At 69.4% G+C, this 12,048-nt stretch carries 12 protein-coding genes and 1 tRNA gene; 6 read left to right on the top strand and 7 right to left on the bottom strand.

Annotated elements, in window-relative coordinates; all coding sequences use genetic code 11:
- Position 1: 1 nt before the first annotated feature.
- From OG309_RS17435 to OG309_RS17425, 3 genes are all read right to left on the bottom strand, one after another.
- Positions 2 to 199 (bottom strand): alpha/beta fold hydrolase, encoded by a 198-nt coding sequence (locus OG309_RS17435; RefSeq protein WP_329421935.1) that lies wholly within the window; start codon positions 197 to 199, stop codon positions 2 to 4.
- A 296-nt stretch (positions 200 to 495) separates the two neighbouring features.
- Positions 496 to 693, bottom strand: a complete 198-nt coding sequence (locus OG309_RS17430; protein ID WP_329421933.1) for a hypothetical protein — start codon at positions 691 to 693, stop codon at positions 496 to 498.
- A 273-nt stretch (positions 694 to 966) separates the two neighbouring features.
- Positions 967 to 1,905: an alpha/beta fold hydrolase gene (locus OG309_RS17425; RefSeq protein ID WP_329421932.1), complete on the bottom strand. Its 939-nt coding sequence runs from the start codon at positions 1,903 to 1,905 to the stop codon at positions 967 to 969.
- A gap of 119 nt (positions 1,906 to 2,024) precedes the next feature.
- Between OG309_RS17425 and OG309_RS17420 the strand changes: the two genes are divergently transcribed.
- Positions 2,025 to 2,657, top strand: coding sequence for a TetR/AcrR family transcriptional regulator (locus OG309_RS17420; RefSeq protein WP_329421930.1), 633 nt, complete (start codon positions 2,025 to 2,027; stop codon positions 2,655 to 2,657).
- A gap of 98 nt (positions 2,658 to 2,755) precedes the next feature.
- Here OG309_RS17420 and OG309_RS17415 read toward each other — a convergent pair.
- A tRNA-Gly gene (locus OG309_RS17415) sits at positions 2,756 to 2,826 on the bottom strand.
- A gap of 407 nt (positions 2,827 to 3,233) precedes the next feature.
- Here OG309_RS17415 and dcd point away from each other — a divergent pair.
- Together dcd and OG309_RS17405 are read left to right on the top strand one after the other, a co-directional pair.
- Entirely contained in the window at positions 3,234 to 3,809 is a 576-nt protein-coding gene (gene dcd, locus OG309_RS17410) for a dCTP deaminase (RefSeq protein ID WP_329421929.1), read from the top strand.
- 13 nt (positions 3,810 to 3,822) lie between these two features.
- Positions 3,823 to 4,320: a phosphoribosyltransferase gene (locus OG309_RS17405; protein WP_317596877.1), complete on the top strand. Its 498-nt coding sequence runs from the start codon at positions 3,823 to 3,825 to the stop codon at positions 4,318 to 4,320.
- A gap of 92 nt (positions 4,321 to 4,412) precedes the next feature.
- On the opposite strand, the gene OG309_RS17400 is transcribed toward OG309_RS17405, so the two are convergent.
- A complete protein-coding gene (locus tag OG309_RS17400) occupies positions 4,413 to 5,270 on the bottom strand; it encodes a Yip1 family protein (protein ID WP_329421926.1) in 858 nt (285 codons plus the stop codon).
- Between the two features lie 194 nt (positions 5,271 to 5,464).
- On the opposite strand from OG309_RS17400, the gene OG309_RS17395 reads away from it, so the two are divergent.
- Positions 5,465 to 6,355 carry a hypothetical protein gene (locus OG309_RS17395; RefSeq protein ID WP_329421923.1) on the top strand — a complete coding sequence of 297 codons (891 nt, stop codon included), beginning with the start codon at positions 5,465 to 5,467 and terminating at the stop codon, positions 6,353 to 6,355.
- Between the two features lie 83 nt (positions 6,356 to 6,438).
- Here the strand turns inward: OG309_RS17395 and OG309_RS17390 are convergent, their stop codons facing one another.
- Together OG309_RS17390 and OG309_RS17385 are read right to left on the bottom strand one after the other, a co-directional pair.
- Positions 6,439 to 8,700, bottom strand: a complete 2,262-nt coding sequence (locus tag OG309_RS17390) for a (Fe-S)-binding protein (protein ID WP_329421921.1) — start codon at positions 8,698 to 8,700, stop codon at positions 6,439 to 6,441.
- Between the two features lie 118 nt (positions 8,701 to 8,818).
- Complete coding sequence (locus OG309_RS17385) at positions 8,819 to 9,316, bottom strand: sugar transferase (protein WP_329421919.1); 498 nt, start codon at positions 9,314 to 9,316, stop codon at positions 8,819 to 8,821.
- 227 nt (positions 9,317 to 9,543) lie between these two features.
- On the opposite strand from OG309_RS17385, the gene dnaK reads away from it, so the two are divergent.
- Together dnaK and grpE are read left to right on the top strand one after the other, a co-directional pair.
- Positions 9,544 to 11,385, top strand: a complete 1,842-nt coding sequence (dnaK, locus tag OG309_RS17380) for a molecular chaperone DnaK (RefSeq protein ID WP_329421917.1) — start codon at positions 9,544 to 9,546, stop codon at positions 11,383 to 11,385.
- Positions 11,385 to 12,032: a nucleotide exchange factor GrpE gene (gene grpE, locus OG309_RS17375; protein ID WP_329421915.1), complete on the top strand. Its 648-nt coding sequence runs from the start codon at positions 11,385 to 11,387 to the stop codon at positions 12,030 to 12,032. Before dnaK ends, grpE begins: the two co-directional genes overlap by 1 nt.
- The last annotated feature ends 16 nt before the right edge of the window (positions 12,033 to 12,048 follow it).

Raw genomic sequence — 12,048 nt, 5'->3', positions numbered from 1 at the left:
CTCAGCGGCCGAGGTATCGCTCGATGGCCGCGGCGACGGCCTCGGGGGACTCCTCCGGTGCGTAGTGTCCCGTGTCCGGGAGCACCTCCAGCTGAGCATTCGGAGACCACTGCATCCAGGTCGCTCGCATGGCCTCGGGCCCCAGCGCGGGGTCGTTCGCGCCGGCGGGGAGGAGGACGGGGACCGGGTTGTCCTTCACCCGCTCGTGGACGTCGACACGCGCCCAGGAGTCCAGCTACGTGCGAAAGGCCGTCGCCGAGGAACATCCCACCGAGCGGCTCACCATCCCGTCCAGCCAGGCGTCATCGCGCAGCCCGCCGGTGGTGTTGTCGATGATCGCCCTGCGGTTGCCGGGAAGGACTCCCAGCCCGGATGGTCGGCCATGGCCAAGGCGTCCCCGGCGACCTCGTCCATCGTGAACGCGCCGTCGGCGTCGATCGCCTCGCCGTAGCCGCGGCAGTCCAGGAAGGCGCAGTTGAACGCGTGTTGCTCTGGTCAAAGCGGCTCGTCGTGAAGGTCCTCTTCGCGCAGTAGGTCGTCCTCGCGGCGCGAGGTCTCCTTCTGGCCCTGCTGCTGTTCCCGTTCGCGGGACTGCCTGCCCGGCTGGGGGTGCGCGGGGTCTCCCGGTCGCTGGTGACCTCGTGCCTCGCGGCCCTTGCCCGGCTCCTGATGCTTGTCCTGCTTACCGCCCATGACGGCGACTCCTCCTGATGCGTGGGTACGGACTCCCTCGGATCACGCTCACACGGACAGCGACCGTCTGCATCAGGTCGACCGCGAAGCGAGGCACACGGGTGACGCCCGTCCCGACGTGGCGGCGTCGGATCCGGCCGTCCCTTCGATGCCGCAAGCGGGACCTTCCTCGGTGCGAGGCACGCCAAGCGTCCCCAGCGCTCCTGCAATGCGTCTGCGGCACGTTGTGGCACGGAGTGGGCGCCGCCCGCGCTGTTCCTCCCTGCCGCAGCGCTATGCGTCGACCGCAGCCGGGTCGAGGGAGTCGACGTCCTCCATGAAGGCGAGCATCCGGGCGTTGACCACGGCGGGGTGGTCGATCTGCGGGCCGTGCCCGGAAGCGGAGATGATCTCGGCGCGGGCGCCCGGCACCAGCCTCGGTACGCGCTCCAGCTGCCGCTTGGGGTGTACGAGCAGGCTGTGCTTGCCCATGATCACGTAGAGCGGGGTCCGGATGGACCGCAGCTCGTCCTCGGCCAGCGGCAGCGGTGCGGGGCGGCGGATCCGGTAGGCGCGGGCGCCGAGCTGGATCCACTCGCGCATCTCGGGGACGGCGATGACCGGCTGGTCCAGCCACTTGGCGAGCCGGGGGCGCAGCGCCTTCGGTGCGAAGGTGGCGAACAGGCTCACGAAGACCCAGGCGAAGAAGCGCAGGCCGACCTTCTCCAGGCCGCCGGGGTCGAGGGCGGTGACCGAGGCGAGCCGTCCGGGCCGCAGGTGAGCCTGGTTGAGCACCAGCCAGCCGCCGTAGGAGGAGCCGACGAGGTGGACCTGGTCGAGGCCGAGCGCGTCGAGTGCCTCGTCCATCCACTGGGCGGCGCGCTCGGGCTGCCACATGGGCTCGCGGTGGACGCTGCGGTTGGCGTCGCCGGGGGTGTCGAGGGCGTAGACGGGGCGGTCGAGGCTGAGCCCGGGGGTGTTGGGGTACCACATCGCCGAGCTGTAGCCGGCGCCGTGGATCAGGACGATCGGCGTCCGGGAGTCGGCGGCGGGGTCCGCGGGCCCGTACCGGTAGACGTGCGTGGTGCCGAACGCGGTCTCCACGTCGGTCTCGGAGCGGACGGGTGCCCCCATCGCGTAGAGCACGTCGGCGGCGGCGAAGTAGCGGTCGCGCAGAGTGTCCGTGACGTAGCGGCCGACATCGCGGGGTACGCGGGCGGTGTTCTCGGGCACGGCGGCACCTCCTGTGAAGATCCATTCTTCGTGATACGACCGTACCATGACTATGGTACGGCGGTATCATGAAGGAGTTGGGGAGCGGACCCACCATCGACGGGCGGAGACACCGGAACATGCCGAAGCGTGTGGATCACGAGGAGCGGCGCGCCCAGATCGCCGAGGCGCTCATCCAGGTCGCGGGGCGGCGAGGGCTGCACGCCGTCGGGATGCGCGACGTGGCCGCCGAGGCCGGCGTGTCGCTCCGGCTCGTGCAGTACTACTTCGAGACCAAGGAGAAGCTGCTCTTCCACGGCCTCCAGCACCTGACCGACCGCTTCACCGCACGGGTGGGCGCCCGCCTCGCCGCCGCCGGTCCGGACCCGGGCCCGCGCGCGACCGTCGAGGCGCTGCTGCTGGCGTCCCTCCCGACCGATGAGGAGGGTCGCACCTTCCACCTCGTCTACAGCTCGTACTCGATCCTGTCCGTGACCGACGAGGCGCTGGCCGCCCAGCCGTTCATCGACAACCCCGACGCCGCCGAGAACGCCGTGACCGGCCTGCTCGAACAGGCGCAGGCGTCAGGCCTGGCCGACCCGGGAGTCGCCGCACGGACGGAGGCGATCAGCCTGCTCGCGATGGCGGCGACCCTGGGCACGAGCATCCTGGTGGGCCAGCGAACCCCGGAGTCGGCCATCGCGGTGCTCCGTCACCACCTCGACCGGATCTTCGTGACCACCGACATGTCGGTGAACGGGCGCCCGATCTGACGCGCCACCAAGGAACTTGCGCGAAGCACGGCACGCGGCCCCAAGGGTCATCAGGCAACGACGAAGCCCCAGGTCGCTGACCTGGGGCTTCGTTCAAGAGCGGATGACGGGAATCGAACCCGCGCTATAAGCTTGGGAAGCTCATGTTCTACCATTAAACTACATCCGCGAAAGTCGCCCCGAAGATCGGTGCGCCATCGTCGCACACTGTACCCCATGCGCCACTTGAGGCGAAGTTCGTGCCTTTCGGTGCGCGGAGTGCCGCCTGGAGCGGTGTCCCGTTGATCCCCTAATGTGGCTGTCTCGTCCACCACTTGCTTGTCGGGGAAGGGACTTGATCGGGTTGATCGAGCGCACCGTCGTCCGTTGTGCCGAGGGGCACGTCTTCAGCACCTCTTCGTTCCCGCTGCAGCATCTCGACGCGGGGCGGATCGGGCCCGGGCGGCTCGTCCGGTGTCCTCGGTGCGCGCGGCTGCGGCATGCGGTGCCCGTGGAGATCGGGCAGCGCTGACGTGCCGGAGGGTGCGGGTGCTTCCCGATTGGGGGAGCTCCGCACCCTCTGCGTATCGTGGGAGCGTGCTTCTCTCAGACAAGGACATCCGGGCCGAGATCGATGCCGGACGGGTGCGTATCGACCCGTACGACGAATCCATGGTGCAGCCCTCGAGCATCGACGTGAGGCTTGACCGCTTCTTCCGGGTGTTCGAGAACCACCGCCACCCCCACATCGACCCCGCCATCGAGCAGCAGGACCTGACGCGCGAGGTCGAGCCGGAGGGGGACGAGGCGTTCATCCTGCACCCCGGTGAGTTCGTGCTCGCCTCGACCTACGAGGTCATCACCCTGCCGGACGACATCGCGTCGCGCCTGGAGGGGAAGAGTTCCCTGGGGCGGCTCGGGCTCGTCACGCACTCGACGGCCGGGTTCATCGACCCCGGCTTCTCGGGGCACGTGACCCTGGAGCTGTCGAACCTGGCCACCCTGCCGATCAAGCTCTGGCCGGGAATGAAGATCGGGCAGCTGTGCATGTTCCGGCTGAGCTCGCCCGCCGAGTTCCCGTACGGCAGCGAGCGCTACGGCTCCCGGTACCAGGGGCAGCGGGGACCGACGGCCTCCCGCTCCTACGTGAACTTCCATCGGACCCAGGTGTGAGGCGGTCGCAGGCATGAGTGAGGTACGCGAGAACCTGACGTACGAGGGCTTCGGCACCGCCGTCCGCGAGCTGGCGCAGACCATCGCCGACGACGGCTACGAGCCGGACATCGTGCTCTCCATCGCCCGTGGCGGAGTCTTCGTCGCCGGCGGTCTGGCCTACGCGCTGGACTGCAAGAACATCCACCTGGTGAACGTGGAGTTCTACACCGGCGTGGGGACCACCTTGGAGATGCCGGTCATGCTGGCACCCGTGCCCGACGCGATCGACTTCTCCGACAAGAAGGTCCTGATCACCGACGACGTCGCCGACACCGGCAAGACGCTCAAGCTGGTCCACGACTTCTGCGTCGACCACGTCGCCGAGGTCCGTTCCGCCGTCATCTACGAGAAGTCGCACTCCCTCGTGAAGTGCGAGTACGTGTGGAAGAAGACCGACGAGTGGATCAACTTCCCGTGGAGCGTCGAGCCGCCCGTCGTGCGGCGTGAGGGCCAGGTCCTCGACGCCTGAGGTCGAAGAGACCCCCAGGATGTGGGAAAGGCCCCGCCGGCTCGTTCGCCGGCGGGGCCTTCTCGTGCGGGGGTGCGGGGGAGCCGTCGCCGCTACAGCGTGCCCAGCTTGATCAGGCTCAGCAGGCCCACCAGCTGGATCGCCGACGCGCCCAGGGCCTTCGGCCACGGCAGGTCGTGGGAGCGGCTCACCATGACCGTGAAGAGGGCGCCGGCGGCCAGCCAGGTCAGCCAGCCGATGACCTGCACCAGGCCGTTCTCGCCGCCCAGGAAGAGGGCGAAGACCAGGCGCGGCGCGTCCGTGATCGACATGATCAGCATCGACAGGCCCACCGTCGGCTGCCAGGAGCCGTCGCCGCCGAGCTGGCGGGCCAGCGTGTGGGTGACCGCGCCCAGGATCAGGCCGCCGATGACGAAGCCGACGGCGGTCATCAGGACGTACGGGACGGCCGTGGACAGCGTCGCGTTGATCGCCTCGTCGCGCGCCTTGTCGAAGCCGAAGATCGCGAGCAGTCCGTAGAGGAACGTGACGACCAGGGCCGGGCCCCACACGGCGTGGTCCCGCATCCGCAGGAAGGTGTCCGCCGGGCGCAGCACGATGCCGCTCAGCAGGGCCTTCCAGGGCAGCCGCGGGCCCGTGGGCGCCGGGGCGGCACCCGCCTGGTACGTGGCGCCCGCGCCGTACGGGTCGTCGTGGACGCTGAAGACCTGGGTGTGGCCCGGGTTGTTCGCCGCCGCGTACTGCTGCTGCGGGTGCGGGTCGCCGAAGTACTCGGGCTCGCCGTACGCCTGCTGCGGGTGCTGCTGCGGGTACTGCTGCTGCGGGTACGACGGAGGTGCCGCGTCGTACCCGTACGGCGCCTGCTGCTGCGGGCGTTGCGGGCGATGCGGTTGTTGCGGTTGCTGCGGGGGGCCACCGGCCCGGCCGCGTCCGTTCCTGAATCCAGCCACGTCCATGAACGTACCCGGTCCGGCCGGGCGTTCGCTCCTCGGAGGCGGAGTGCGGCAGAGCTGTGACATCCCCTAGGGGTTACCCGGTCGATGGCTGGACCTGCGGCGGCCGTTACATATCCGACGGAATGCCCACACATGGGAGCCCTACCTTCGAAATGTCGCCGAACAAGCCAGGCATAAGGAACTTTCCCATGCGTATCGCCCGCCGGACCCTCCGCACCGCCGCCCTCGCCACCGGCACCATCGCCGCCCTCTCCCTCCCGGCCGCCGCCTTCGCCGACGACGGCCCGGCGCCCGTCACCCAGGAGGAGCAGCAGGGGCAGCAGCAGGTCGACCCGCCCGTCGAGCGGGCCTTCGTCCAGTCGTACCGGCTGGCCGACGGGTCGGTCGCGAAGGTCTACCGGACCGGCACGGGCGAGTACGCGGCCGAGATCTGGGCCGGCGGGACCCTGCTCGACACCCTGACCAGCACCGGCGGCCGTGCCGCGTACGGCGAGAACAACGGGCTGCACGTCGTCCTGGACCCCGACGGCTCCGTCCGCTCCTGGACGGACCGGGTGCCCACCCCGGACCCCAAGCCCACCCCCGAGCCGAAGCCGACCCCCAAGCCCAAGCCCAAGCCCAAGCCCGCGCCGCACCAGGCGGACGCCCGCGTCACCCTGCCCGACGGCACCGTCGCCAAGCTGTACGAGAAGGGGGCCCGGGTCGAGTTCCGGTTCGGTTCGATCAGCGCGCGGAATCCGACCCTCAGCCACCACGGCTGGACGTACGAGATCGTCCCGCAGGGGAGGAACGCCCACCGCTTCGTCGTCGTCGACGCCCCGGAGCAGGGCGCCAACAGCTGGGTCTACGACTTCGACGGCAGGTTGGTCGCCTCGTACGAGGGGCAGCAGCGGAGCCACACCGTCGTCGTGCCGCGCGGGACCGTCCCCAAGGGTGCCGTGAGGGCCGGGGCCGAGAACGTCGCCGAGGGGACCCACCACGCCGCCCTGATCGGGGCCGGCGGCGGCATGGCGGCCCTCGGGGCCGCCGGGCTCGGGTGCGCCCTCTTCCACCGCCGTACGGGGCGTCAGGACGGCTGACCGGAGACGCCGGAAGGGCCGCCTCCCGACAAGCGGGGGGCGGCCCTTCCGTAGTGCCGTGAGGCCGTGAGGCCGTGAGGCCGTTACGCGGCCGGCTCGGGCTCCGGCTCGGGCTCGGCGGCCGGCTCCGGGTCCGCCGGGGTCTTCACCGAGTCGAGGAGCAGCTGGGCCACGTCCACGACCTGGAGGCTCTCCTTCGCCTTGCCGTCGTTCTTCTTGCCGTTGACGGAGTCCGTCAGCATGACCAGGCAGAACGGGCAGGCGGTGGAGACGATGTCCGGGTTGAGGGACAGGGCCTCGTCGACGCGCTCGGTGTTGATGCGCTTGCCGATGCGCTCCTCCATCCACATCCGGGCACCGCCGGCGCCGCAGCAGAAGCCGCGCTCCTTGTGGCGGTGCATCTCCTGCTGGCGCAGGCCGGGGACGGCGGACATGATCTCGCGCGGCGGCGTGTAGACCTTGTTGTGGCGGCCCAGGTAGCACGGGTCGTGGTACGTGATCAGGCCGTCGACCGGGGTCACCGGGATCAGCCGGCCCTCGTCGATGAGGTGCTGGAGCAGCTGGGTGTGGTGGATGACCTCGTACTCGCCGCCGAGCTGCGGGTACTCGTTGGCGATGGTGTTGAAGCAGTGCGGGCAGGTCGAGACGATCTTCTTCGCCGACTTCGGCTTCTTCGTCTCCGGGTCGTCGTCGTCCTCGCCGAACGCCATGTTCAGCATGGCGACGTTCTCCTGGGCGAGCTGCTGGAACAGCGGCTCGTTGCCCAGGCGGCGGGGGGAGTCACCGGTGCACTTCTCGTCGCCGCCCATGATCGCGAACTTGACGCCCGCGATGTTCAGGAGCTCCGCGAAGGCCTTCGTGGTCTTCTTGGCCCGGTCCTCCAGGGCGCCGGCGCAGCCGACCCAGTAGAGGTAGTCGAACTCGGAGAGGTCCTCCGCGTCCTTCCCGATGATCGGGACCTCGAAGTCGACCTCCTTCGTCCACTCGACGCGCTGCTTCTTGGCCAGCCCCCAGGGGTTGCCCTTCTTCTCCAGGTTCTTGAGCATCGTGCCCGCCTCGGACGGGAACGCGGACTCGATCATCACCTGGTAGCGGCGCATGTCGACGATGTGGTCGATGTGCTCGATGTCGACCGGGCACTGCTCGACGCAGGCGCCGCAGGTGGTGCAGGACCACAGGACGTCCGGGTCGATGACGCCGTTCTCCTCGGCGGTGCCGATGAGGGGGCGCTCGGCCTCGGCGAGGGCCGACGCGGGGACGTCCTTGAGCTGCTCCGGCGTCGCCTTCTCGTTGCCCTCCATGTCCTTGCCGCCGCCCGCGAGCAGGTACGGCGCCTTGGCGTGCGCGTGGTCGCGCAGCGACATGATGAGGAGCTTGGGGGAGAGCGGCTTGCCCGTGTTCCAGGCGGGGCACTGCGACTGGCAGCGGCCGCACTCGGTGCAGGTGGAGAAGTCGAGGAGGCCCTTCCAGGAGAACTGCTCGACCTGGGAGACGCCGTAGACGTCGTCCTCGCCCGGGTCCTCGAAGTCGATCGGCTTGCCGCCCGAGGTCATCGGCTGGAGCTCGCCGAGGGCGGTCTCGCCCTTCGCGTTGCGCTTGAACCAGATGTTCGGGAAGGCGAGGAAGCGGTGCCAGGCGACGCCCATGTTGGTGTTCAGGCTCACCGTGATCATCCAGACCATGGTGGTGCCCAGCTTGATCATGGCGGTGAAGTAGATCAGGTTCTGCAGGGTCGCGGTGCTCAGGCCCTTGAACGCCAGGACCAGCGGGTACGAGGCGAAGTACGCGGCCTCGTAGTGCTCGACGTGGTGGATCGCGCCTTCGAGGCCGCGCAGCACGTAGATCGCCAGGCCGATGATGAGGATGACGTACTCGACGAAGTACGCCTGGCCCATCTTGGAGCCCGTGAACCGTGACTTGCGGCCGGGCCGCGAGGGCAGGCTCAGCAGGCGGATCGCCATCAGCACGACGATGCCGACGGTGGTCATGGCGGCGATGAACTCGATGTACAGCTCGTACGGCAGGAAACCGCCGATGATCGGCAGCGTCCAGTCGGCCTGGAACAGCTGGCCGTACGCGGTGATGATCGTCGGCGGCAGGGTCAGGAAGCCGATGGCGACGAACCAGTGGGCGAAGCCCACGATGCCCCAGCGGTTCATGCGCGTGTGGCCGAGGAACTCCCGGACGAGCGTCACGCTGCGCTGGTAGGGGTTGTCGGTCCGGGTGCCGGCCGGGACGCGCTGGCCCAGCTTGAAGTAGCGGACGAACTGACCGATGGCGCGAGCGAGCAGGGCAACGCCGACCACGGTCAGGGCCAGCGACACGATGATCGCGGCGAGTTGCATGAGGGGCTCCTCGGGCGGGGGCCAGTCGGGCCTACTAAGCGGTAACTTATTCAGTCCGTGCCGAGATTACCCGCTCGTGGCGCCGCACTGTAGCGGAGCTCACGGTGATCTGTGTCGCTCAGGCAACCCTTGCCGCCGGTTCCGCGTGGCGGCGGCGTCGGACTGCTGGAAGCGTACGCGCAAGGATCACCAGGTCCATGCCCAGCCAGTGGTGGTCCACGTAGTGGAGGTCGAGCAGCTCGCGCTCCTCCCAGGGCAGCTCCGAGCGCCCGCTGATCTGCCACAGCCCGGTCATCCCCGGGCGTACGGAGAGCCGGCGCCGCCCGTCCCCGGTGGACTCCCGGTGTCCGGGCGCCAGCGGGCACGGACCGACCAGCGACATCTCGCCCCGTACGACGTGCAGCAGCAGCGGCAGCGTGGCCAGCGGGCTCTTCGTGCGGAAGGTGAGCATCGTGAAGGTCCGGCCGCCCCGGCCCGCGACCGGGCGGCGCCGCAGCACCCCGTGCGGGCTGCTGGTGCCGACGGTGACGGAGAGGGCGACGAGGGCGATCAGCGGGGAGAGGACGGCCAGCAGGGCCAGCCCGCCCGCCACGTCGACCGCGCGTTTCGCCGTCATGCACCCACGCCTTCCGGTGAGAATCACGGGATATGTCCGGACTCTCTCACGCCGCACCGGTCCTTATCGGGGAATGACGCGCCCTCTGCGACCCTGTGGAGGGGCCCTTTGAGCGCGGGGGAGGGTGAAGAGTTGAGTGCACCCCACTCAAGTCTGTTGACTTGGTTCGGACCCTCATGCATCCTTGAGTCAGTTCCACTCAAGTCGGTCAGTTGGAGGAATCGAAAATGGCACGTGCGGTCGGCATCGACCTGGGCACCACTAACTCCGTCGTCAGCGTTCTCGAAGGCGGCGAGCCCACCGTCATCACCAACGCCGAAGGCGCCAGGACCACGCCGTCCGTCGTCGCCTTCGCGAAGAACGGCGAGGTGCTCGTCGGCGAGGTCGCCAAGCGTCAGGCGGTCACCAACGTCGACCGGACCATCCGGTCCGTGAAGCGCCACATGGGCACCGACTGGAAGATCGAGCTGGACGGGAAGAACTTCAACCCGCAGCAGATGTCCGCCTTCATCCTCCAGAAGCTGAAGCGCGACGCCGAGGCGTACCTGGGCGAGAAGGTGACCGACGCGGTCATCACCGTCCCCGCGTACTTCAACGACTCGGAGCGCCAGGCCACGAAGGAGGCCGGTGAGATCGCGGGCCTCAACGTCCTGCGCATCGTCAACGAGCCGACCGCGGCCGCCCTGGCCTACGGCCTCGACAAGGACGACCAGACGATCCTCGTCTTCGACCTCGGTGGCGGCACCTTCGACGTGTCCCTCCTGGAGATCGGCGACGGCGTCGTCGAGGTGAAGGCCACCAACGGTGACAACCACCTCGGTGGTGACGACTGGGACCAGCGCGTCGTCGACTACCTGGTGAAGCAGTTCGCCAACGGCCACGGCGTGGACCTGTCCAAGGACAAGATGGCCCTCCAGCGTCTGCGCGAGGCCGCCGAGAAGGCCAAGATCGAGCTCTCCTCCTCCACGGAGACCACGATCAACCTGCCCTACATCACGGCGTCCGCCGAGGGCCCGCTGCACCTGGACGAGAAGCTCACGCGCGCCCAGTTCCAGCAGCTGACCGCGGACCTCCTGGACCGCTGCAAGACCCCGTTCCACAACGTCATCAAGGACGCAGGCATCGCGCTGTCCGAGATCGACCACGTGGTCCTCGTCGGCGGCTCGACCCGCATGCCGGCCGTCGCGGAGCTCGTCAAGGAGCTGACCGGCGGCAACGAGGCCAACAAGGGCGTGAACCCGGACGAGGTCGTCGCCATCGGCGCCGTCCTGCAGGCCGGTGTCCTCAAGGGCGAGGTCAAGGACGTCCTGCTCCTCGACGTGACCCCGCTGTCCCTCGGCATCGAGACCAAGGGCGGCATCATGACGAAGCTCATCGAGCGCAACACCACGATCCCGACCAAGCGGTCCGAGATCTTCACGACGGCCGAGGACAACCAGCCGTCCGTGCAGATCCAGGTCTACCAGGGCGAGCGCGAGATCGCGGCGTACAACAAGAAGCTGGGCATGTTCGAGCTGACCGGCCTCCCGCCGGCCCCGCGCGGCGTCCCGCAGATCGAGGTCGCCTTCGACATCGACGCCAACGGCATCATGCACGTGACCGCGAAGGACCTGGGCACGGGCAAGGAGCAGAAGATGACCGTCACCGGCGGCTCCTCGCTGCCGAAGGACGAGGTCAACCGGATGCGTGAGGAGGCCGAGCAGTACGCGGAGGAGGACCACCGCCGCCGCGAGGCCGCCGAGACCCGCAACCAGGGCGAGCAGCTCGTCTACCAGACGGAGAAGTTCCTCAAGGACAACGAGGACAAGGTCCCCGGTGAGGTCAAGACCGAGGTCGAGGCCGCCGTCGCCGAGCTGAAGGAGAAGCTCAAGGGCGAGGACACCGCGGAGATCCGCACCGCCACCGAGAAGGTCGCGGCCGTCTCCCAGAAGCTGGGCCAGGCGATGTACGCCGACGCGCAGGCCGCCCAGGGTGCCGCCGGCGCCGAGGGTGCCCAGCAGGCGAAGGACGACGACGTCGTCGACGCCGAGATCGTCGACGACGAGAAGCCGAAGGGCGGCGCTGCCTGATGTCGGAGGAGACCCCGGGCTTCGACGAGAAGCCCGAAGTCCCCGCCGAGGGCGCGCCCGAGGAGACCGAGGACGGTGCCGCCGCCTCCGCCGACAAGGCGGAGGGGGCGGCACCGGCCGGGGACGCGAGTGACGTGGCCCTGCTGGCGCAGCTGGACCAGGCCCGCACGGCGCTCACCGAGCGCACGACGGACCTCCAGCGGCTGCAGGCCGAGTACCAGAACTACCGCCGCCGGGTCGAGCGGGACCGCGTGACGGTCAAGGAGATCGCCGTGGCGAGCCTCCTGACCGAGCTGCTGCCCGTGCTCGACGACATCGGCCGGGCCCGGGAGCACGGCGAGCTCGTCGGCGGCTTCAAGTCGGTCGCCGAGTCGCTGGAGACCGTCGCCGCCAAGATGGGCCTGCAGCAGTTCGGCAAGGAGGGCGAGCCCTTCGACCCGACGATCCACGAGGCCCTGATGCACTCGTACGCGCCGGACGTCACCGAGACGACCTGCGTGGCGATCCTGCAGCCGGGGTACCGGATCGGCGAGCGGACCATCCGGCCCGCCCGGGTGGCCGTCGCCGAGCCCCAGCCGGGCGCGGCCCCGGCCGGCAAGGAAGAGTCGAAGGCCGACGAGGAGAGCGGTGCCCCCGAAGAGGGGTGACGCAGTGACCGTCCGG

This window comes from Streptomyces sp. NBC_01268 (assembly GCF_036240795.1).
Lineage (GTDB): Bacteria > Actinomycetota > Actinomycetes > Streptomycetales > Streptomycetaceae > Streptomyces.
The sequence above is the reverse complement of the archived record's forward strand: the minus strand, read 5'-3'. Positions and strand labels throughout refer to the sequence as shown.